The sequence below is a fragment of the Streptomyces sp. NPDC031418 genome, assembly GCF_055581605.1.
This window is the reverse complement of record NZ_JBVIJC010000016.1, coordinates 173,780-195,313: the sequence shown is the minus strand read 5'-3', so window position 1 is coordinate 195,313 and position 21,534 is coordinate 173,780. Positions and strand designations below refer to the sequence as shown.

The 21,534-nt window shown below is 73.1% G+C and carries 20 protein-coding genes; 14 read left to right on the top strand and 6 right to left on the bottom strand.

Going from position 1 to position 21,534, the window contains the following annotated elements:
* Nucleotides 1–93 precede the first annotated feature (93 nt).
* The 8 genes from absR1 to ACZ5CZ_RS24500 all read left to right on the top strand — a co-directional run bounded on the left by absR1 (nt 94) and on the right by ACZ5CZ_RS24500 (nt 8,586).
* Nucleotides 94–1,179, top strand: a complete 1,086-nt coding sequence (gene absR1, locus ACZ5CZ_RS24535) for a beta-glucuronidase AbsR1 (RefSeq protein WP_468945970.1) — start codon at nt 94–96, stop codon at nt 1,177–1,179.
* A 226-nt stretch (nt 1,180–1,405) separates the two neighbouring features.
* Nucleotides 1,406–2,596 carry an NAD(P)/FAD-dependent oxidoreductase gene (locus ACZ5CZ_RS24530; RefSeq protein WP_385845708.1) on the top strand — a complete coding sequence of 397 codons (1,191 nt, stop codon included), beginning with the start codon at nt 1,406–1,408 and terminating at the stop codon, nt 2,594–2,596.
* Entirely contained in the window at nt 2,593–2,895 is a 303-nt protein-coding gene (locus ACZ5CZ_RS24525) for a (2Fe-2S)-binding protein (RefSeq protein WP_385845710.1), read from the top strand. Before ACZ5CZ_RS24530 ends, ACZ5CZ_RS24525 begins: the two co-directional genes overlap by 4 nt.
* Nucleotides 2,888–4,300, top strand: a complete 1,413-nt coding sequence (locus ACZ5CZ_RS24520; RefSeq protein ID WP_468945966.1) for an FAD-dependent oxidoreductase — start codon at nt 2,888–2,890, stop codon at nt 4,298–4,300. The genes ACZ5CZ_RS24525 and ACZ5CZ_RS24520 overlap by 8 nt, the downstream gene beginning before the upstream one ends.
* 33 nt (nt 4,301–4,333) lie before the next feature.
* Entirely contained in the window at nt 4,334–5,245 is a 912-nt protein-coding gene (locus tag ACZ5CZ_RS24515; RefSeq protein WP_468945964.1) for a dihydrodipicolinate synthase family protein, read from the top strand.
* A 15-nt stretch (nt 5,246–5,260) separates the two neighbouring features.
* Nucleotides 5,261–6,262 carry a proline racemase family protein gene (locus ACZ5CZ_RS24510; RefSeq protein WP_468945961.1) on the top strand — a complete coding sequence of 334 codons (1,002 nt, stop codon included), beginning with the start codon at nt 5,261–5,263 and terminating at the stop codon, nt 6,260–6,262.
* A gap of 60 nt (nt 6,263–6,322) precedes the next feature.
* Nucleotides 6,323–6,982: a GntR family transcriptional regulator gene (locus tag ACZ5CZ_RS24505; RefSeq protein WP_385845715.1), complete on the top strand. Its 660-nt coding sequence runs from the start codon at nt 6,323–6,325 to the stop codon at nt 6,980–6,982.
* Nucleotides 6,983–7,170: 188 nt separating this feature from the next.
* Nucleotides 7,171–8,586: an amino acid permease gene (locus tag ACZ5CZ_RS24500; protein ID WP_385845716.1), complete on the top strand. Its 1,416-nt coding sequence runs from the start codon at nt 7,171–7,173 to the stop codon at nt 8,584–8,586.
* Nucleotides 8,587–8,614: 28 nt separating this feature from the next.
* Here ACZ5CZ_RS24500 and ACZ5CZ_RS24495 read toward each other — a convergent pair whose 3' ends face one another.
* Nucleotides 8,615–9,256 carry a methyltransferase family protein gene (locus ACZ5CZ_RS24495; protein WP_468945957.1) on the bottom strand — a complete coding sequence of 214 codons (642 nt, stop codon included), beginning with the start codon at nt 9,254–9,256 and terminating at the stop codon, nt 8,615–8,617.
* A 479-nt stretch (nt 9,257–9,735) separates the two neighbouring features.
* Here ACZ5CZ_RS24495 and ACZ5CZ_RS24490 point away from each other — a divergent pair, with 479 nt between their 5' ends.
* From ACZ5CZ_RS24490 to ACZ5CZ_RS24470, 5 genes are read left to right on the top strand one after another with little or no spacing between them, the layout of a single operon-like run.
* Complete coding sequence (locus ACZ5CZ_RS24490) at nt 9,736–9,846, top strand: keywimysin-related RiPP (RefSeq protein WP_184966700.1); 111 nt, start codon at nt 9,736–9,738, stop codon at nt 9,844–9,846.
* 34 nt (nt 9,847–9,880) lie between these two features.
* Nucleotides 9,881–11,728 (top strand): lasso peptide isopeptide bond-forming cyclase, encoded by a 1,848-nt coding sequence (locus ACZ5CZ_RS24485; RefSeq protein WP_385845719.1) that lies wholly within the window; start codon nt 9,881–9,883, stop codon nt 11,726–11,728.
* Nucleotides 11,729–11,764: 36 nt separating this feature from the next.
* Nucleotides 11,765–12,019, top strand: a complete 255-nt coding sequence (locus tag ACZ5CZ_RS24480; RefSeq protein WP_385845720.1) for a lasso peptide biosynthesis PqqD family chaperone — start codon at nt 11,765–11,767, stop codon at nt 12,017–12,019.
* Nucleotides 12,016–12,441, top strand: coding sequence for a lasso peptide biosynthesis B2 protein (locus tag ACZ5CZ_RS24475; protein ID WP_468945954.1), 426 nt, complete (start codon nt 12,016–12,018; stop codon nt 12,439–12,441). Before ACZ5CZ_RS24480 ends, ACZ5CZ_RS24475 begins: the two co-directional genes overlap by 4 nt.
* Nucleotides 12,438–14,216: an ABC transporter ATP-binding protein gene (locus ACZ5CZ_RS24470; RefSeq protein WP_468945951.1), complete on the top strand. Its 1,779-nt coding sequence runs from the start codon at nt 12,438–12,440 to the stop codon at nt 14,214–14,216. Before ACZ5CZ_RS24475 ends, ACZ5CZ_RS24470 begins: the two co-directional genes overlap by 4 nt.
* Here ACZ5CZ_RS24470 and ACZ5CZ_RS24465 read toward each other — a convergent pair.
* A complete protein-coding gene (locus tag ACZ5CZ_RS24465) occupies nt 14,209–15,489 on the bottom strand; it encodes a DUF1266 domain-containing protein (protein ID WP_385845724.1) in 1,281 nt (426 codons plus the stop codon). The genes ACZ5CZ_RS24470 and ACZ5CZ_RS24465 overlap by 8 nt on opposite strands.
* A gap of 247 nt (nt 15,490–15,736) precedes the next feature.
* Between ACZ5CZ_RS24465 and ACZ5CZ_RS24460 the strand changes: the two genes are divergently transcribed.
* Nucleotides 15,737–16,408 (top strand): hypothetical protein, encoded by a 672-nt coding sequence (locus ACZ5CZ_RS24460; protein ID WP_468945948.1) that lies wholly within the window; start codon nt 15,737–15,739, stop codon nt 16,406–16,408.
* Between the two features lie 20 nt (nt 16,409–16,428).
* On the opposite strand, the gene ACZ5CZ_RS24455 is transcribed toward ACZ5CZ_RS24460, so the two are convergent.
* The 4 genes from ACZ5CZ_RS24455 to ACZ5CZ_RS24440 form a co-directional block, all read right to left on the bottom strand.
* On the bottom strand, nt 16,429–17,865 hold the full coding sequence (locus tag ACZ5CZ_RS24455) for an MFS transporter (protein ID WP_468945946.1): 1,437 nt from the start codon (nt 17,863–17,865) through the stop codon (nt 16,429–16,431).
* Entirely contained in the window at nt 17,862–18,044 is a 183-nt protein-coding gene (locus ACZ5CZ_RS24450; protein ID WP_468945943.1) for a hypothetical protein, read from the bottom strand. The genes ACZ5CZ_RS24455 and ACZ5CZ_RS24450 overlap by 4 nt, the downstream gene beginning before the upstream one ends.
* Nucleotides 18,045–18,115: 71 nt before the next feature.
* Complete coding sequence (locus ACZ5CZ_RS24445) at nt 18,116–19,174, bottom strand: aromatic ring-hydroxylating oxygenase subunit alpha (RefSeq protein WP_468945941.1); 1,059 nt, start codon at nt 19,172–19,174, stop codon at nt 18,116–18,118.
* Nucleotides 19,175–19,263: 89 nt separating this feature from the next.
* Nucleotides 19,264–20,976 carry an AfsR/SARP family transcriptional regulator gene (locus ACZ5CZ_RS24440; RefSeq protein WP_468945939.1) on the bottom strand — a complete coding sequence of 571 codons (1,713 nt, stop codon included), beginning with the start codon at nt 20,974–20,976 and terminating at the stop codon, nt 19,264–19,266.
* Between the last annotated feature and the right edge of the window lie 558 nt (nt 20,977–21,534).

Below are 21,534 nucleotides of genomic sequence, written 5' to 3'. Positions count from 1 at the left end.
TCATCCGGAGTCCGCCTACTCGGATTTGATACAGGGGGACTTGAGTAGCCGCCGACTCAGGCGCCGGGCGCGGCGGCCGGGCACGCTGGCCGCATGACCCGACGCCTCTGCTCGCTGCCGCGGCAGCCGGCCCCGTCCTTCGGACCGGGGCTGACGGCCGGGCGGCTGGGTGCCCTGCTCACCGGGCGGCGGATGTGGGTCAACGGCACGGTCCTGCACTACTGCTTCCTCGACGCCGACTCCGACGCCTCGGTGATCCCGGTCCCCGGGACCGGGGAGCTGCGCCGGGTGCCGTGGGCCGGCGGCAAGGAGCAGCGGGACGTGGTCCGCGAGTGCTTCGCCGAGTGGCGGGACCTCGGCATCGGCGTCACCTTCGCCGAGGTCGGCGACCGGGGCGAGGCGGAGCTGCGGATCGGCTTCCAGGCCGGCGGGGGTTCCTGGTCCGCGGTCGGCCGGGAGGCGCTGTCGGTCGGCCGGGGGGAACGCACCATGAACCTGGGCTGGGACGTGACCCTGCCCGGGGAGCGAGGGGCGGTGCTGCACCAGATCGGGCATGCGCTCGGGATGGTGCACGAGCACCAGAGCCCGTTCGCCGGGATCCACTGGGACGACGAGGCCGTGTACGCCGAGCTGGCGGGCCCGCCGAACTTCTGGAGCCGGGAGACGACGTACACGAACGTGCTGCGCGCGCTGGACGCCGGTGAGGCGGGCGGCGCGGTGTGGGATCCGCAGTCGGTCATGACGTTGCCGATCGGGCCGGGGCTGGTGCTGGAGCCGGAGCAGTACCGCGGGGGGCTGCGGCCGGCCGGCACACCGTCGGCGGCGGACAAGGAGTTCGTGCTCCGCTGGTATCCGCCGGCGGAGCCGGCCGGGCCGGCCCCGCTGGTGCCGTTCCGGTCGGTTCCGCTGGCCCTCGGGCCGGGTGAGCAGGCCGACTTCGTCATCGAACCGCCGGAGACCCGCGACTACACCGTGGGCACCTTCGGCGACGCGGACCGTGTGCTCGTGGTCTTCGAGGAGCGGGAGGGGGAGCCGCGCTTCCTCGCCGGCCACGACGACGGCGGCGTACCGGACAACGCCGCCGTCCGCGTCCGGCTCGTCATGGGCCGCCGCTATGTCGTCCGGGTCCGTCTCTACTCCGCGTGGGGGCCGGGGGAGACAGCCGTCATGTGCTGGTGACGGCACACGGGCGACCAGCACCACAGTCCGACGCCGGGGGAGCGGCCGCGGACATCACCTACGGGGGAGGTGATGTCCGCGGCCGCGTCGGCGTGTCCGGGGTCTTCGCGGCGTGCGCGAGGCCGCACTGAAGACGCCCTCTCAAAGAACCGACGCCCCCTCAAGAACCGACGTCTCCTTGAGCGGACCTCTCCTCAAGAACAGCGGCATGTGACATAGTACTGCCGTGGCGAAGCGACTGACCTGCGATGTCGTGGTCGTCGGAGCCGGAATGGTGGGCGCGGCCTGTGCGTTGTACGCCGCGCGGGCCGGCCTCGACGTGGCGGTGGTGGACCGGGGCCCGGTGGCCGGCGGCACCACCGGCGCGGGCGAGGGCAACCTGCTCGTCTCCGACAAGGAACCCGGCCCCGAACTCGAACTCGCCCTGCTGTCGGCCCGGTTGTGGGCGGAGCTGGCCGAGGAGCTGGGGGCGGCGATCGAGTACGAGGCCAAGGGCGGTCTCGTCGTCGCCTCGTCCCCCGAGACCCTGGACGCACTGCGGGACTTCACCGCGGGGCAACGGGCCGCCGGGGTCGTGGCCGATCCGGTCGGCCCGGACGAACTCCGCGCACTGGAGCCCCATCTGGCCCCCGGCATGGCGGGCGGCGTGCACTATCCGCAGGACGCCCAGGTGATGCCCGCGCTGGCCGCCGCCCGGCTGCTGCGCGCATCCGGCGCCGCACTGCACACCGGGCGGACCGTGACCGGCGTACTGCGCGCGGCGGACGGCTCGGTCCGCGGCGTCCGCACCGACCGCGGCGACCTGCACGCCCCGGCGGTGGTGAACGCGGCCGGCACCTGGGGCGGCGAGCTGGCCGCGCTCGCGGGCGTCCGGCTGCCGGTGCTGCCACGGCGCGGCTTCGTCCTGGTCACCGAGCCGCTGCCGCGGATGGTGCGGCACAAGGTGTACGCCGCGGACTATGTGGCGGACGTGGCGAGCGACTCGGCCGCACTGCGCACCTCGCCGGTCGTGGAGGGCACGGCCGCCGGGCCGGTGCTGATCGGCGCCACCCGGGAACGGGTCGGCTTCGACCGCTCGTTGTCGCTCCCGGCGGTACGGGCGCTGGCGGCCGGGGCGGTCGGACTCTTCCCGTTCCTGCGGCGGGTGCGGGCACTGCGGACGTACGCGGGATTCCGGCCGTATCTGCCCGACCACCTCCCGGCGATCGGCCCGGATCCCCGGGCGCCCGGGCTGTACCACGCGTGCGGGCACGAGGGCGCGGGCATCGGACTGGCCACCGGGACCGGGCAGTTGATCGCCCGGTCCCTCACCGGCACCGCACCCGGGCTGGACCCGGCGCCGTTCCGGCCGGAGCGGTTCGACACGGACGGAAGGCGGCGCCCGGTGCGTCCGACGGACGGAGGCGAGACCCGGTGAATCCCCTGCGGTTGGCGAAGGCCCGGCCGGGCGAGCCCTGCACCCTCACCTTCGACGGGCGGCTCATCACGGCGCTGCCCGGCCAGACGGTCGCGGCGGCCCTGTGGGCGGCGGGCGTGACGTCCTGGCGCAGCACGCGGCGCACGGGCCGGCCCCGCGGGGTGTTCTGCGGGATCGGCGTGTGCTTCGACTGCCTGGTGACGGTCAACGGCCGCCCCAACCAACGTGCTTGTCTGGTCCCGGCACGGCCGGGCGACGAGATCCGCAGCCAGGAGGGGACGGGCCGGGACGATGACTGAACCACCGCGCCTCGCCGTGGTCGGGGCGGGCCCGGCGGGTCTCGCCGGGGCGCTGGCGGCGGCCGCCCGGGGCGTGCAGGTCACGCTCGTCGACGCCGCCGACCGGGCCGGCGGGCAGTTCTACCGGCAGCCCGCCGCCGCGCTCGGCGCCCACCGACCGCAGGCCCTGCACCACCAGTGGCGCACCTGGGAGCGGCTGCGGGACGGGCTGGAACGGCAGTGCGCGGCAGGGCGGATCACCCATCTGAGCGATCACCATGTGTGGTGTGCGGAGCTGTCGTCCGGGACCGGATCCGTCGCCGTGCACGCGCTGCGCGGCCCGGATCAGGAGGAGGGCGTCACCGTGCACGCCGACGCCGTCCTGCTCGCCACCGGCGGCTACGAGCGGGTGCTGCCCTTCCCGGGATGGACCCTGCCCGGGGTGGTCACCGCGGGCGGCGCCCAGGCCATGCTCAAGGGCGGCCTGGTGCTGCCCGGCCGCAGGGCCGTGGTCGCCGGCACCGGACCGCTGCTGCTGCCGGTGGCCACCGGACTCGCCGCGGCGGGCGCGCGGGTGGCGGCGCTGGTGGAGTCCGCCGATCCCACGGCCCTGCTGCGCCGGGCACCGGCCCTGGCCGCCCAGCCCGGCAAACTCGCCGAGGGCGCCGGATACGCGGGACGGCTGCTGCGGCACGGGGTGCGCGTACTGCCCCGGCACACGGTGGTGGAGGCGCACGGCACCGAGCGGCTGACGGCGGTCACCGTGGCCGCCCTGGACCGCACCGGGCGGATCCGGCCCGGCAGCGCCCGGCGCATCGCCTGCGACACCCTCGCCGTCGGCCACGGCATGCTGCCGCACACCGACCTCGCCGAGACCCTCGGCTGCACCCTGACCGGCACGGACGTCCGGGTGGACGACGAACAGCGCACCGATGTGCCGGGGGTCTGGGCCGCCGGGGAGACCACCGGCGTCGGCGGCGCGGCCCTCGCGCTCGCCGAGGGGCACATCGCCGGGCGCTCGATCGCGGCCCGGCTGCACGGCACCGCGCCCGACCCGCGGCGCTGGGCCGCCGCCGCCCGCGCCCGGACCCGGCTGCGCGCCTTCTTCGCGGCGCTCGAGCCGGTGTACACGCCGCCGGCGGGCTGGGCGGAGCAGGTCACCGACGACACCGTGGTGTGCCGCTGCGAGGAGGTCACCGCCGGCGAGGTCCGTACGGCCACGAGCACCCTCGGCGCCGGTGACCTGCGTACCGTCAAGCTGCTCACCCGGGCCGGGATGGGCTGGTGCCAGGGCCGGGTGTGCGGACCTGGCGTGGCCGGGCTGACCGGCTGCCCGCTCACCCCGGGGCGGCGGCCGTTCACCCGCCCGGTACCGCTCGGCGTCCTGGCCGACCTGCCGGAACAGCAGCCCGACGAGACCAACTAGTAATATGTCACACACTACTGAGTGAGGGATCCCATGACGGACTCACCTGCCCTCCGCGCCGAGCACCGCCCCTGGCGCGGCATCCTCGTCGCCACCGCGCTCCCCCTGCGCGCCGACCTCTCCGTCGACCTGGACCACTACGCCGAGCACTGCGCCTGGCTGGTGGCGAACGGCTGCGACGGCGTCGTACCGAACGGCTCCCTCGGCGAGTACCAGGTGCTCACCGCCGAGGAGCGCGCCCGCGTGGTGCATACCGCCGTGGCCGCGATCGGCGGCGAGCGGGTGATGCCGGGCGTCGCCGCGTACGGCTCGGCGGAGGCGCGCCGCTGGGCCGACCAGGCGGGCGAGGCCGGCTGTGCGGCGGTGATGCTGCTGCCGCCCAACGCCTACCGCGCCGACGAGCGTGCCGTACTCGCCCACTACGCGGAGGTGGCCAGGTCGGGGCTGCCGGTGGTGGCGTACAACAACCCGATCGACACCAAGGTCGACCTGGTGCCCGAACTCCTCGCCCGGCTGCACGGCGAGGGACACATCCATGCGGTGAAGGAGTTCTCCGGCGACGTCCGCCGCGCCTACCGCATCGCCGAACTCGCCCCGGAACTCGATCTGCTGATCGGCGCCGACGACGTCCTGCTGGAGCTGGCCGTGGCGGGCGCCAAGGGCTGGGTGGCCGGCTACCCCAACGCGCTCCCCCGGGCCTCGGCCGAGCTGTACCGGGCCGCGGTCTCCGGCGACCTCGGCACCGCGCTCCCCCTCTACCGGCAGTTGCACCCGCTGCTGCGCTGGGACTCCCGGGTGGAGTTCGTGCAGGCGATCAAGCTGTCGATGGACGTCGTCGGGCGGTACGGCGGACCGGTGCGCCCGCCGCGCGTCCCGCTGCTGCCGGAGCAGCAGGCCGCGGTCCGCGCGGCCACCGAGAAGGCCGTCGCCGCAGGGCTCGTCTGACCAGGAGGCCACAGAGTGCGCAGCAGACTCGTCCTGCACGCCGTCGACTCCCACACCGAGGGCATGCCGACCCGGGTGATCACCGGCGGCATCGGCACCGTGCCCGGTGCGACGATGAACGAACGGCGGCTGTACTTCCGGGAACACCGCGATCACATCAAGCAGTTGCTGATGAACGAACCGCGCGGCCACTCCGCGATGAGCGGTGCGATCCTCCAGCCGCCGAGCCGGCCCGACTGCGACTGGGGCGTCATCTACATCGAGGTCTCCGGCTATCTGCCGATGTGCGGACACGGCACGATCGGTGTGGCCACCGTGCTGGTGGAGACCGGCATGGTGGAGGTCGTGGAACCGGTGACCACGATCCGGCTCGACACCCCGGCGGGTGTCGTGGTCGCCGAGGTGGCCGTGGAGGACGGCGCCGCCCGGCATGTCACCCTGCGCAACGTCCCGTCGTTCGCCGCGGGCCTGGACCGCGAGATCACCCTGTCCGACGGCCGCACGGTCCGCTACGACCTGGCCTACGGCGGCAACTTCTACGCCATCCTGCCGCTCGACTCCTTCGGGCTGCCCTTCGACCGGGCGCGCAAGGACGACATCCTCGCGGCCGGGCTCTCCCTGATGGAGGCGATCAACTCGGCGGCGGAGCCGGTGCATCCGCAGGACGCCTCCATCCGCGGCTGCCACCATGTCCACCTCTACGCCCCCGGGGCCACCGCGCGGCACTCCCGGCACGCCATGGTCATCCACCCGGGCTGGTTCGACCGCTCCCCGTGCGGCACCGGCACCAGCGCACGCATGGCGCAGCTCCACGCACGCGGCGAACTCCCGCTGGACACCGAGTTCGTGAACGAGTCCTTCATCGGCACCCGGTTCACCGGCCGGCTGCTCGGGACGACCGAGGTGGCCGGCATCCCGGCGGTACTGCCCAGCTTCACCGGCCGCGCCTGGATCACCGGCACCGCCCAGTACCTCCTGGACCCGACCGACCCGTTTCCGCAGGGGTTCGTGCTCTGAGGTGTCCTCTAGACTCACCGGGTGATGCGTGACATGGCACAACAGGGGCGGGATGCCGGGATGCCCGCGCTCCCCCGGCTGGGCGGCCGGCGGAGCAGCTACCGGGAGCGGGTCGCCGACGCGCTGCGCGCCGCGCTGATCGCGGGCGAGCTGCGGCCGGGCGAGGTCTACTCGGCACCCTCGCTCGCCGCCCGCTTCGGTGTCTCGGCGACCCCGGTGCGCGAGGCGATGCTGGACCTGGCCAAGGAGGGGCTGGTCGACACGGTGCCCAACAAGGGCTTCCGGGTGACCGCCGTCTCCGACCAGCAGCTGGACGAGTACACCCAGATCCGCGCCCTGATCGAGATCCCGACCGTGGCCGGGCTGGCCCGCACCGCGGACCGGGTCTCGCTGGAGGCGCTCCGCCCGGCGGCCCGGGAGATCGTCGCCGCGGCGGCGGCCGGCGATCTGATCGCCTATGTCGAGGCCGACACCCGCTTCCACCTGGGCCTGCTCGCCCTGGCGGGCAACGCCCATCTGGTCGAGGTCGTCGCCGATCTGCGGGGGCGCTCCCGGCTCTACGGTCTGACCGCGCTGGTCGAGGCGGGCCGGCTGCTCGCCTCGGCCGAGGAGCACCTGGAACTCCTCGACGCCCTGCTGGACCGCGACGAGCAGGCCGTGCAGGCGGTCATGACCCGGCATCTCGGGCACGTCAGGAGCCTGTGGGCAGCGTCGGAGTGACGGACGGGCCACCGCGCGGCGCCGCAGGACATCTCGCGGCCCGGGACCTGCCCCACCACGTTTTTTCCCTGGTCGAGCGGGCTTCGCGGGACAAGAAGCGGCGATTTTGAGCCAGACCGGGGCATCCCCGACCATGGGCGCGTCCCGGCGATCCCGGGAACGTCAGTTCCATGAGAGGCGCAGCACCCATGCACAGCACGGGAACCGTCCCGCAGTCGGCTCCGGCCCCTACGGAGCTCCCCACGGCCTCCGCCGGGGACCCCCACGGCACCACCGCCAGCCGCCATGCCCGCCGGTTCGGGCTGCCCGTCGCCACCGCCCTGGTCATGGGCAACATCATCGGCGGTGGCATCTTCCTCCTCCCTGCCTCCATCGCCCCCTTCGGCACGGTCAGCCTGGTCGCCTTCGGCGTGCTGACCGTCGGGGCCATCGCCCTCGCCCTGGTCTTCGGCCGCCTCGCGGCCCGCGACCCGCGCACCGGCGGGCCCTACGTCTACGCCCGCGAGGCGTTCGGCGACTTCGCCGGATTCCTCGCCGCCTGGGCGTACTGGATCACCACCTGGGTGTCCAACGCCGCGCTGGCCGTGGCCGCCGTCGGCTATCTGGACGTGCTGATCCCGGTCAACCACCACCGGTGGACCGCGTGCCTGGCCGCGCTGGCCCTGCAATGGCTGCCCGCGCTCGCCAACTTCGCCGGGACCCGCTATGTGGGCGCCGTGCAGCTGGTGTCCACGGTGCTGAAGTTCGTGCCGCTGCTGCTCGTCGCCGTCGGCGGACTGTTCTTCTTCGACCCCTCCCGGCTCGGCCCGTTCAACTCCAGCGGACACAGCGCGGTCGGCGCGGTGTCCGCCTCCGCCGCCCTGCTGCTCTTCTCCTACCTCGGGGTGGAGTCCGCCGCGGTCAGCGCGGGCGAGGTCAGGGACGCCCGCCGGAACGTGGGGCGCGCCACCGTCATCGGCACCGCCGGCGCCGCGCTGGTGTATCTGCTGGGCACGCTGTCCGTGTTCGGCACGGTCCCGCACGACCGTCTGGTGTCCTCCACCGCGCCGTTCTCCGACGCCGTGAACACCATGGTCGGCGGCGCCTGGGGCGGTACGGCCGTGGCGCTGGCCGCGCTGGTGTCCATGACCGGCTGCCTCAACGGCTGGACCCTGCTGAGCGCCCAGACGCCGTACGCGGCCGCCCGGGACGGTCTCTTCCCGGCCGCCTTCGCGCGCCGCAGCCGGGGCGTGCCGATCGTCGGTGTCACCGTCACGGTGGTCCTCTCCTCCCTGCTCACCGCCTACAACTACTTCTCGGGGTCGGCGAAGGTCTTCGACGTCCTGGTCCTCGTGACCACGTTCACCGCGACCGTGCCGTACCTGCTGGCCACCGCCGCCCAGATCTTCCATCTGGTCTCGGGCCGCCCCGGCTCCGTCGACCGGGGCCGGCTGCTGCGGGACTCGGTGATCACGGCGGTGGCCGCGGCCTTCTCGATCTGGCTGATGGCCGGGGCCGGCTATGCGGCGGTGTACCAGGGTGTGCTGTTCCTGTTCGTCGGGGTGATCGTCTACGCGGTGCTGGCCGCCCGACGGCAGCGGCAGCAGCAGCTCCAGCAGTCGTAGCCGCCTCCCCGGCCACGCCGGCGCCGGGCTACCGCGCCCCGGTGCCGGCGTGGCCGGGGCCGGTCCCGGAGCCCATGCGTATATGGGGGAACAGGGCCGGGACCTCGGCGCGGTAGGCGTCGTAGGAGGCGCCGAACCGGCCGGCCATCAGGGCGTCCTCGACCCGGACCCGCCGCAGCAGCCAGGGCACGGCGACCGCCAGGGCGCCCGCCCATACGCCGAAGCCGAAGCCGAGCATGGCGCCGGTGATCAGGCCGAGCAGCCCGGTGTAGATGGGATGGCGGACCAGCCGATAGGGGCCGTCGGTCCGCAGCTCGTGGTGTTCCTGGACCGTCGGCACGCTGGCCCACATGGTGCCGAGGACCCAGCGGGCCCACAGCAGCAGGGCGGTGGAGGCGATCGCGAGCAGGGCCCCGAACACCGCCAGCCCCGGCTGCCAGTACTCCAGCCGGCGCCAGAAGCCCTGGGTATGTCTGACCAGCACCGAGAACGCGAAGACTCCCGCGATCAGCAGCAGCCGGCGCGGCAGCTCGCGCCCCAGGCCGCGCCACCGGTCGGGGGCACGGGACCGCCGCCCACCGAAGTAGACGGCGCCGACGATCCACGCCACGACGAAGACCGCGGCGCAGACACTGATGGTCACGGCGAGTGCCGTGTGCAGAGAGGCCATGCGTCAAGACTGCTCCTCGGCCGCAGTGGATCACCAGCACCCACGGGTCGATGGAGAACCTGCCGTCCGACTCCACCCACGGGTGGAGAGGACGCGGCGGGCGAACGACGAGGACCGGGCGGCCCGGGCCGGCCGGCAGTGGGGCGCACCAGGCGACACCCGCCGGAACCGGGCCGTCCGGATTTGCGTCCCGGCCCCGGAGCGCCCCCGGCGGCTCCCCCGCCGCTCCGCCGGAAGCCCGGGCGCGCCGCCGGCGTCCGGCCCACCTGGAAACGTTCCGCCACGCCCCGTCCCTCGCCCGCTGCCGCTCCCGAGTCGGCACAGGGCATGCGCTCGGCACTCGAACAGAGCCTCAAGAGCCGCCATTTCCCGACAATATGACTGTTCTTCTCCGCCTTGCGACGCCACCCCGAACCCCGGCTACCTGGTGAGGAGCCGCCCCTCGGCGGGCGGACCACACCCCGTTAGGAGAACAAGGCATGAAGAAGGCATACGAAGCGCCGACCCTTGTCCGACTGGGCTCCTTCCGCAAGGAGACCGGACTGCTCCAGCGCTCCGGCAACGACCGTCTCATCCTGAGCAAGAACTGAACCGGCAGCCGGACGACGGTCCTGAACCGACCTCATGGCTGATCCGCACGTAACGGCGGGAACGGGCCCCGGCGCCACGCACTTCGCGGTCTTCGCAGACCGCGCGGACGCGGCCGCCGTGGCCCGCTCGCTCGCCCGCCCCGGCACCCGCACCCTCGACCACCCCTCGGGCCGGCCTTGGCTGGTCGGCCACTGGGACGACCAGGAGATCGTCAGCGCGCGGGTCGGTCCCGCCACCCTCGCCCTCGTCGGCTGTGTCTCCGCCACCGCCACCGAACTGGAGCGGGTGGCGCGCTCCCTGCGGGACCTCGCCGCCCTGGACGCGTGGGCACGCTCGCTGTCCGGCAGCTGTCACCTGGTGGCCGCCCTCGACGGCCGGATCCGGGTGCAGGGCACGGCCTCCGGCCTCCGGCTGGTCTGGCACGCCCGGCTCGCCGGAACCCGGGTGGCAGCGACCCGCGCCGACCTGCTGGCCCGCGCCCTCGGCGCCGAACCCGACCGGGAACAGCTGGCCGTACGACTGCTGTGGCCGGTCCCGCACCCCCTGTCCGACGCGCCGCTGTGGCCCGGTGTCACCCCGGTCGCCCCGCACGACGCACTCATCCTCGACCCGGACGGGACCGGTTTCCGCCACTCCCGCTGGTGGACCCCGCCGGAGCCCGTCGTCCCCCTGCGCACCGCCGCACCCCGGGTCCGCGAGGCCCTCACCGCGGCCGTCGGCGCCCGCACCCGGCCCGGCTCCACCGTCAGCTGCGACCTCTCCGGCGGGCTGGACTCCACCTCCGTCTGCTTCCTCGCCGACCGCTCGCCGGCCCGCGTCATCGCGTCCACCTGGCCGGGCCGCGACCCGGCCGACACCGATCTGCACTGGGCGCGGCGGGCCGCCGCCGCCCTGCCGGACGTCGAGCACGTGGTCTGGGACCCCGAGGAGTCCCCCCTCGTCTACACCGGACTGCTCGGCATCGACGACGTACTGGACGAGCCCACCATCGGTGTCATGGACCGCGCCCGGGTCCTGCACCATCTGCCCGCACTGGCCGAGCGGGGCAGCCGGGTGCATCTGACCGGCATCGGCGGCGACCACGTGGCCTGGTGCTCCGAGGCGTACTACCACCGGCTGGCGCGCCGCCGCCCGCTGTTCGCCCTGCGGCAGCTGCGCGGCTTCCGGGCCCTGTGGCAGTGGCCGCTCGGCCCGCTGCTCGGCGCCCTGGCCGACTCCCGGCCGTACGGCACCTGGCTCGCGGACGCCGAGCACCGGCTGCGCGACCCGCTGCCCCCGACGGTGACCACCAGCCTGGGCTGGGGTATGAGCCCGCGGCTGTTCGGCTGGGTCACCCCCGAGGCCGAGCAGCTGGCCCGCACCGCGCTGCGGACGGCCGCCCGGCAGGCACAGCCCCTGCACCCGGACCGCGGACTGCACACCGACCTGGAGCAGATCCGCGACTGCACCCGCATCGTCCGGCAGTGGGACCACATGGCCGCCCGCCACGGGCTCCCCATGGCCTCACCGTTCCTGGACGACCGGGTCATCGAGACCTGCCTCGCCGTGCGTCCCGAGGAACGCGTCTCGCCCTGGCGGTACAAGCCGCTGCTGACCGAGGCCATGCACGGTGTCGTACCCGAGGAGTGCCTGCGCCGGACCACCAAGGCGGCCGCCGCCATGGACGCGGCCGACGGGCTGCGCCGCCACCGCGGCGACCTCATGGCGCTGTGGGAGGACTCGCGGCTGGCCCAACTGGGGCTGGTCGACGCCGCCGCGCTGCGCCGCCTGGCGGAACGGCCCGCCACCCGTCAGCTGCGGGAGGCCGTCCTCTACTCGACCATCGCCGTGGAGGTGTGGCTGCGCGCGCTGGACCGTACGGGCCGCAGCGCCCTCGCATGAACCGTGACGTGAAGCCGAACGAAAGGGAGCACCGCCATGGCACTGCGGTTCGGAGCCGACGTCTGCACCGCGAAGACCGACTACGGCACCGTCCTCCTCGACCAACGCACCGGAGAGTACTGGGAGTTGAACCCGACCGCGACCCTGGTCGTGGACACCCTCATGGCGGGCGGTGACGAGGCGGCCGCGGCCGCGGCGGTCACCGAGGCGTTCGACGTCGACGCCGACCGGGCGCGGGCCGACGTCTTCGCGCTGGTGCAGCAGCTGCGCGCCGGCGGGCTGGCCGCATGAGCACGCCCAGCGCCCTGCAACGGCCGTACGACGTTCCGCTCGGCCGGCGGCTCGCCGCCCGCCTGGTCCTCCTCCCGGCCCTGCTGCTGGCCCTGTTGCCGCCCCGCCGCATCCGCGCCGCCCTCCAGCTGCTGCGCCGGGGCGCCGGGCCCGCCACCGCGGACCAGGCACAGGGCGCCCGGGACGCCCTGTGCGCGGTGAGCCTGCGCTGTGCGAGCCCCAAGGGCTGTCTGCCGCGCTCCCTCGGCGCCGCCCTGCTGTGCCGGCTGGGCGGCAGCTGGCCGACCTGGTGCACGGGGGCGAGCGTGGTCCCGCCCTTCACCGCCCACGCCTGGATCGAGGCGGAGGGCCGGCCGGTCGGCGAGGACCTGCCCGACGACTACTTCGCCCGGATGATCTCCGTCGGCCCGGTCCCCCGATGACGGCGAGCGCCGAGCGCGGTGCCACCACCGGCCGGTCCACGCGGGCCGCGGTCCTCGCCGTCTGGCGGCTGGCCGGCCGGCACCGCGGGGCGATCGCCGCCGCCACCGTGCTGACGCTGGCGGCGTCGGCGCTCGGGCTCGCCCAGCCGCTGCTGGCCAAGCGGGTGGTGGACGCGAGCGGCGGGCGGCAGCCGCTGTGGCCGCCGCTGCTGCTGCTCGCCGCCCTGTTCGCCGCGGAGGCCGCGACCGGCGCCGTCGGCCGGTTCCTGCTGGAGCGGACGGGCGAAGGCGTCGTACGCCAGCTGCGCCACACCTTGGTGGGGCGGTTGCTGCGGCTGGAGATGCGGGAGTACGACCACCAGCGCGGCGGTGATCTGATCGCGCGGGTGACCGCCGACACCACCCTGCTGCGCGAGGTCGTCGCCCAGGCCCTGGTCGACCTGGTCACCGGGGCTCTGGTCGCGGCCGGCGCGCTCGCCCTGATGGCGTGGCTCGACCCGCTGCTGCTCCTGCTGGTCGCCGCGACCGTGGCCACCGCCGCGGCCGTGGTCACCCTGCTGCTCCAGGGCATCCGCAGCGCGGCCGAGCGGATGCAGACGTCCGTGGGCGCGGTCGCCGCCGACCTCGAACGGGCCCTGGGCGCCCTGCCCATGGTCCGGGTGTACCGCGCGGAATCGCGCGAGGCGGCCCGCATCGGGGCCCGGGTCGACGACGCCTGCGCGGCCGGGGTGCGCGCCGCGCGGTTCGCGGCGGTGATGAGCAGCGCGGTGGAACTCGCCGTACAGGGCTCCTTTTTGCTGGTCCTCGTCATCGGCGGGCTGCGCGTGCACGGCAGCGGGCACTCGCTGGGCGACCTGGTCGCGTTCCTGCTGTACGCGTCCTACCTCGTGGTGCCCCTGTCGTCGGTGTTCCGCGCGGTCGGTCTGATCCAGCGGGGCATGGGCGCCCAGCTGCGGATCGAGGAGACCCTGGAGCTGCCGGTGGAGCCCACCGGGCCCGCAGCCCCGCCCTTCTCCCGGCCCCAGGCCGACGTCCCCGCCCTCACGCTGGAGGACGTGCACTTCAGCTACCGGCCGGGCCGGCCGGTGCTGCGCGGTGTCTCCTTCACCGTGCCGCAGCGGCACCAGGTCGCGCTCGTCGGCCTCTCCGGGGCGGGCAAGAGCACGGTGTTCGCGCTGATCGCCCGGTTCTACGAGCCCGACAGCGGGCTGCTGCGCTTCCACGGGCACCCGGCGCCGGACCTCGGCCGCGCCGCCTGCCGGAACCAGCTCGCCCTGGTCGACCAGGGCAGCCAGGTCGTCCAGGGCACGCTGTACGACAACATCGCCTACGGCCGCCCGGACGCCACGGACGACGAGGTGCGCCGGGTGGTCCGGCTGGCCCGGCTGGAGCAGCTGGCCGAGCGGCTGCCCGGCGGACTGCACGGCGCCGTCGGCGAGCACGGGGCCACCCTGTCCGGCGGTGAACGCCAGCGCGTCGCCCTGGCCCGCGCCCTGCTCACCCGCCCGGCCCTGCTGCTCCTGGACGAGCCCACCTCGCATCTCGACGCCCTCAACGAGGCCGCGCTCACGGCCGCCCTGCGGGACGTCACCGAGGAATGCGCGGTCCTCGTCATCGCCCACCGGCTCTCCACGGTCCAGCACGCGGACCGGATCGTCGTCCTGGACGAGGGCCGCGTCACGGCCTGCGGACGCCACGAGGACCTGCTGACCACCAGCCCGGTCTACCGCAGCCTGGCCAGAGCCCAGATGCTGCGCCCGGCCCCCGTCACTTGAAGGGAACGGTGAGCCACGGACTGTCCGGGTCGGACATCAGGAGCCGGTGCAGGTCGACCATGTCGGTGTACCACTCCCCGAACTCCTCGTCGTCGAAGTGCAGGCAGCGGCCCAGGATGTAGCCGGCGGCGAAGTCCCGCCAGGACTTGTACGACCGCGCGGAGGCCCGGCCCGCCTCGATGACGGCGGCCTCGGCCTCCTGGAGGGAGCAGTACCGGGAGCCCAGTCCCCAGCGGGCCATGCCCGAGGCCCGCCCGAAGTTCCAGGCGTCCACGGAGGTGACGAACCGGTTCTCGTCGAGGATCCCGTCGGCCCGGAAGCGTGCCTCGTAGCGGGTGATGCGCCCGACGAGATGCTGAACCCCCTTGATCCGTGCCTCCGTCTCCGCCTCGGGGACGGCGGGCGTGGTGGTGACGCCGTCCGGAGTGAGGACGGTCTCGCCGCCCGTACGGGCCCGCAGCACCCTGGCGACCGCGTCCCGCCAGTAGGCGGTGTCGACATGGCCGCCGAAGTCGCGGGCGATCGTACGGCGCAGCCCGAGGGCGAACTCCCAGACGGGGTTGGCGCCGTCCGGGTCGAGCAGGGCGCGCTGCTGTTCCTGCCACTCCTCCCGGCTGGTGACGCCCCACCACTCCTGGAGGGTCCGGCGTTCCTGGGGATAGCCGTTGCCGTGATACGCCATCGCGTTCCAGGGGAAGCCGTACCGCACGACCAGCAGCGCGCCGCAGGCGAGCCCCTGAGCGACGGGGCCCTCCAGGGGCCCGCCGAACCGGAGTGTGCGCACCCTCGCGCGGTTCAGCGGGCCCTCGGCCGTGTGCTGCGCCCAGGCGGCCGAGTGCGGCGGCGCGGAGGGCAGGAACGCCTCGCAGGGGCTGCCCGGGTTGACCACGATCACGGGCGGATCGCTGGGCTCCCACACCCGGGCGAACCAGTCGAGGCTCTGCCAGTCGAGCACCCGCTGCGGGTCCGGCACGGGCAGCATGCCCTCCGTGTACACGGGCCAGATCCGGCCGCCGGCGACCCGGGGATCGTGTCCGAAGACGGGGATGGTCCGGCTCGGCCGGGCGTCCGCGCCGTCGCGCCGTATCTCGAAGTACAGCCGGCTGTCCGCGAGTGTGTCGAAGTAGGCCGCCCAGTCCTCCCGTGACTTGGCCTCGAAGAGGGCCTGTTCGACAGCGGTCGGCGGAGTCCAGACCTGCGGGGAGGGGGCGGGTGGAGTCGGCGGATGCGGCCTCGCGGGCCCGAACCCGGCGGATGGCGGACCGAACGACATGTTCACCCTTTTCAACTCTCGGCGCGCTGAGGCGACTTGACTGGCGTGGTCATGTTAGGAGACGCACCGCCGACGGCCTCGGCGGGGTGGACGTCGGTGCACGTCACATGGTCCGTGCCCGGTGACGGCATTGTCCGGAGTCCGTGACACGAGACGTTCCGGTGATGCGGCCTGAGCTGCGGCGTTGTTACTGTCCGACCGTTGCGCGGCCGACATGGCCGCCTCTGACCAGGGGGGACGTCCCGACATGAACACGCAGCGCCTCAGACCCGCCGCCCTCGCGCTCACCGTCGCCGCACTGGCCGCGGCGCTCACCGGTTGCCAGGGGAACGGTTCCACCGCGGGAGCAGAGCACTCACCGGGCACCTCCGCCACGGCGAGCCGGACGCCCGGCGGCGACAAGGGCGGGGCCACAGGAGGCACCGGCGGCCCGGGGAGCGCGGCTCCCACGTCGACCGCGACGCCGGGTGCGGGCGGTACCGCAACGCCCGCGGCGAAGCCCGCCGCCAAGACACCCGGCTCCGCCACGCCCACGGCACCGGCAACCGGCTGCGCGAGCACGGCACCGGACCCGGACCATGTCGACCCCGACGAGATCGCCGTCTACCGCGTCGAGGAACTGCCCGCCGGCACCGGCAAGGTCAACCTCGTCATCCAGCACGGGGCGTGGGGATGCCCCGGCAAGGACTCCGACGGCACGCCGTTCGTCGTCACCGGCGAGGACAGCCGCTGGGCCCTCGACCAGGCCGCCTACGTCACCGCCACCAACCCCATCGTCGCCGGCAGCAAGAACCGGCGCATCGGTGTGCAGGAACTGGTCGACTGGATCAAGGCGCACCCGAACTCCGGACTGGTCTTCAAGTACGCGACGGGCGACGACGGCGCCATCCACTCCCTGGAACAGGTCTACACGCCGTAACCACGAGCGGGTCATGGGCCCTACCGGCTGCGGCTCGGCGCGTCGGCCGGGGCGACGGCCGGTTCGGCCTCGGGCGAGCGCTGGCGGGTTAGGACGAGGCTGGCCATCGCCGTGATCGCCATCGCGGCGATGCCGACCCACGCTGCCGTGGTGTAGGCGCTGTCGTGGGGGAAGACACGGCCGCTGTCGGTGCCGGCGGCGAGGACCAGGCCACCGATGGCGCTGCCGAGTGAGTACCCGACGCTGCGCATGACGTAGTTGATGCTCATGGCGCTGGACGTCTCGCTCTTGGGGGTGACGGCCAGGATGACGCCGGGCGTGGCGGCCGAGAAGCTGCCGACGCCGAGGCCCAGCACACTCATCGCCAGGAACAGCTCGGCCAGGTGCGACCGGGCCGTGGCGAAGAGGACGAACCCGGCGGCGATGACGACAGCGCCGCCGGCCAGGAGCCAGGGGTCGTCGATCCGTTCGCGCATCCGAGGCGTGAGCTTGCCGGCGACGAACCCGAGCACGGAGAACGGCACGAGCACCAGCCCGGCGACGAAGGTGTCGAGCCCGAAGCCGTATCCGGCGCTGTGTGGCGTCTGCGCGTACCGGGAGATGAGCGTGAACAGGATGTACATGCCGATCGCGCCGACGAACATGGCGGCGTTCGCTCCGGCCACCACCGGGTGCCGGAGCGCCCGCACATCGACCAGGGGCGTCTCGGCGCGCAGTTCGGAGACGGTCCAGACGCAGAGCAGGAGCACGGCGACGAGCGCGAGGACCACCGCCACGGCGAGGTGATGGCTCCACAGGCTCTTCTCGCCGGCCAGGAACAGGACGAGGAACAGTCCACCCGCCAGGAGGAGCGCGCCCGTTGTGTTCACATGGGCCGCACGGCCTTCAGGTGCTTCGGGTATGGAGCGCCAGGCGGCCAGGAAGGCGACGATCGTGACCACCAGACCGAGGCCGTAGGCGGCGCGCACCCCGCCCCACTCGGTGAGCAGCCCGGCGAGCGGGTAGCCGACGCCGACCCCGATGATGGACACCACCGAGACCAGGGCGATGGTGCCCGCGCTGCGCTCCTCGGGGAGATGGTCGCGGGCCACGCCCATCATCAGCGCCGTCAGACCGAGCCCGATGCCGTGTGCGGCCCTGCCGACGAGCAGCCACGCGAACGGCAGGGGCAGCACGGTGAGCGCACTGCCGACGACGACGACCGCCAGCGTGGCGAGGATCGTGGCACGTCGGTGCGGGCCGGCTCCGAGCCGGCCGAGGACGGGCGTGGCGATCGCGCCGCTCAGCAGCGCGATGGTCAGGGTCCACTGCGCGCTGTCGAGCGAGACGCGGAACGAGGTCGCCACGCTGGTGATGAGCGGTGCGCCGAGGCTGGCGACTGCCGACACGACCAGGGCGATGAACACCAGGGACGGGACCAGCAGCCGTGCCTCGGAGCGCTCCCGGGTCGTGTTCATCGGCCGGCCCCCGTCGTGATGTGGTGGAAGTTGATCCGTACCGAGTCGCGGACCTCGGGGTCGCCGCTGGCGGCGAAGCCGGGGCGGAGCGACGGCGAGCCCACGCGGGGCCGTGAGGGCATCGTCACCTGACGGGGAGCCGGACGCGGCACGGCCGCTAATGTGGGTATGGGGATCATGCGCGGACCGTAGGTCCCGGAGCGAGCCGCCGTCAACGCATCATCGGACCCGCCTCGGTGTCCGTCGGCTGTCACACGGTGTCCGGGGGGTAGAACTGGCGCACCCAGCGGCGGTAGTGGCCGATGGCGCTCTCCCCGGGGGCGAGCACGGGGTCCGGCTCGTACCGCTTGGCGTTCCAGATCCTGGCGTCCTGGCGCATCTGGTGGGCGATGGTCCGCACGAGCGCTTGTCCCGCGACCGTGGACCAGGACAGGGAGGCGGCCTTCCAGAGCCGGGAGGAATCCGCGTGCGCGGCGTCCTTCGTCACGATGACCACACGCAGGTACGTCTGCCATGGCCCGACGGGGGTCGCCGTGAGCAGGACGCCCAGTCTCAGTCCGACCTGATCCAGCGTCACCTCGCCCGACGCCAGGCCGAGGCCGGACAGCGCCAGGCCCTGCTCCACCTTGATGGTCGCCAGGCCGACGGAGAGCGCGATGTCCGCCCGGAAGGAGATGCGCAGCAACGGCCCTTCCTCCACCGGCGGGGCCGCCTCTTGAAGGGAGACGTTGTGTACGACCCCCTGGTGCTCGTAGTCGACGAAGCTCTCCATGACCTCCTGGGGATGCGAGGCCAGGAGCGTGCTCCAGGAGGCGACGGGCGTGAACCTGTCGTCGAATATCTCCGAGGGCTCCCAGGCGGGCGGCGCGGCATCATGGCCGTGCCACACATAGATGACCTTGCCCCGCTCGCGCACGGTGTACTGCCCCAGCGTCATCCGGGGCGGGGTTCCGCCCGGGACCTTGACGCAGGATCCCTCGACGTCGAAGGCGAAGTGGTGGAACGGGCACACGAGATGCTCGCCCTCGACCACTCCCCCGACGCCGAGGTGGGCGCCCAGGTGGGGGCAGTGGGCATCCACGACCCGCAGGACGCCGGCCCTGGTGCGGTAGAGGACGACATCGCGGCCCATGAAGCGGCGTTTCACCACCGCGCCGGCCGGCACCTCACGGGACAGCGCCAGGGAGAACCATCCCGACGGGTACGGCAGCGGCGCCCCGTCCGCCTCTCCCCTGACCGGGTCGGTCCCCGACGGAACGGCTCCCGGCCACACTCGCTCTCGGAGCCTGGCCAGCGTGTGGCTGTTCACGGTCTTCCTCCAAGTCCCTTTGCCGACGGCCGCCACCCGGGCGGCGACCGCGCTCGTAGCAGTCGCTTCGGTGTCGTGCTGTCCAGCGGTCAGTCTTCTGTCTCCCTCGCCTTCTCCGCGGCGTAGATACGCATCAGGTCGTCGAAGTGGTACCGCTTGGGGGCGTACTCCCGGACCAGGTGCGCGCAGGCGAGCCCGGTGAGCGACTGCAACGCCTCCAAGGCCGGCACGTGGGCCAGCCGGCCCGCGTCGGCGGCGGTGATGTCGCGTACCCGGTGTGCGCCGAGCACGCGGAACATGCGCGCCTCGGCGCTCGTCAGACGCTCGTACGACCACGAGAAGGCCGCCCGGATGTCCCCCGAAGTGCGGCCGCCGCGCAGCACGTCGAGCCGATTCTGCTCGCTCTCCAGTTCCTCGGCCAGGTGACGCAGCGGGACCATGGGCCGTGCGACCGCTCGCGTGGCCGCTATCACCAGCGCCAGGGGCAGCCGTGCGCAGGCCTCGGTCACGTCCGACAGGGAGGCGCTGTCGACGGTGAGGCCGTCGGCGGCCAGCCTGCTGGTGAGCAGGGTCTCCGCCTCGGCCCTGGAGGGCACGTCCAGGGTGGTCAGATGGGCGCCGTGCGAGGTCACCAGGCCGGTGAGTTTGCGGCGGCTGGTGATGACCACCATGCCCTGCGGGGCGGCCGGGATCAGGGGCTGCACCTGCGCGCTGTCATACGCGTTGTCGATCAGGATGAGCATCTGCCGCTGTGCGAGGACGGTCCGGTACAGGTTGACATAGGCCGCCGGGGTCATCGTGTCCGGCTCCGGCAACGGGATCAGCGGGGCGAGGACGGACCGGATCGCTTGTTGAATACTCACCGAATCGGCCGCCGGGCTGAAAGCACCCAGATCTATGTACAGTTGCCCATCGGGGAATCGGTCGGCGACTTTATGGGCGAAATGCAGGGCGAGGGCCGTCTTGCCGATTCCCGGGGCGCCGCACAGCACGGAAACCACCGGGGAGGAGCCGACCGGCGACATCTCGTTCGCCAGGTCGGTGAGCACTCCGAGTTCGGTTTTGCGCCCGATGAAGTGCCGGGGTTCGGCGGGGAGTTGATGGGGAATGTCGACCGGGGGCCGGGGGACCTCGTGGCTCTGCGGGCGCGGCTCCCGCGCGGTCTCGGCCTGGACCCGCTGCGGCGGAACGGGCAGCGACAGGGACTGCATCGGGTCGCCCGCCAGGATGAGTTGCTGGAGGTGCTGCAACGGGCCGCCGGGGTCGATGCCGTAGTCCTCGGCGAGAAGCCGGCGCGCCCGGGTGAACGTGTCCAGCGCCTCCGCCCGCCTGCCGCACCGGTACAGGGCGAGGATGAGCTGCTCCCACCGTCGCTCGCGCAGTGGCTGCGCGGTGGTGAGTGACATCAGGAGCGGCAGCAGTTCATGGTGCTGGCCGAGGGCCAGTCGCGCGTCCACCAGCTGTTCCTGGACCGTGTGGCGGTGCTCGAGCAGTTCCGAGATGACCGGCTGCATGATCGGCGTGGCCGGGATGTCGGCCAGCGGCGGGTCGGCCCAGGCGTCCAGGGCGCGCTGGAAGAGCCGGGCGGCGTCGTCCACGTCGCCCAGCAGCTGGGCCGCCCGCGCCTGCTGGGCCAGGCCCTGGAAGCAGTGCAGGTCCAGCACGTCGCCTTCGCGCAGCGCGAGACCATAGCCGTCAGGGCCCGTGTGCAGGCGCTCCCTGATCGGAGCCGCCTTGCGCAGACCGTAGAGGTTGCTGCGCAGCGCGCCACCCGGATCGCTGGGCAGGTCGGTGCCCCACAACGCCTCCGCGAGATATCCCTTATTAACGCGACGCCCGCTGTTAAGTAAAAGAATTCCCAAGGTGCTCCGCTGGCGCGGTCTCGTAATGGGCCAGGGATCGCCGTTCGCACAACGCATCGCGACTGGACCAAGGATTGCGAACTGCACGTCCCCTCCTTGCCCGAGTAGCAGCTCTCACCGACATGAAGCCATGAAGCGTCTCAGCCCTCGGACGCACGATGTTATTAAATCATTATTTTGGCGATTGCCGTCAAGTCCCGACGGCGATTTCTGCTTTGTGGCCGGGATCATATTTAGGGATACGTATGTGATCTTTGTCTGTAATTGTGACCGGAGAGTCATTTTCGTGGTGCCGCCCAGGCGATCCCGGGGTGAGCCGTGGACTGAACGATCGGCCGGACCCGCCCCACAAAAACCGCGCTGACCTGCGAGATCACGCTGCGATCACGTTTGCGTCACGGCCCCGTCGCGAGCAGGCTGATAGTCTGACGGCCGCGAAAGGCGCTCATTTACGTCGCATCAATAAAACACTCGATCGTTCATTATCGGCCCTCTTTT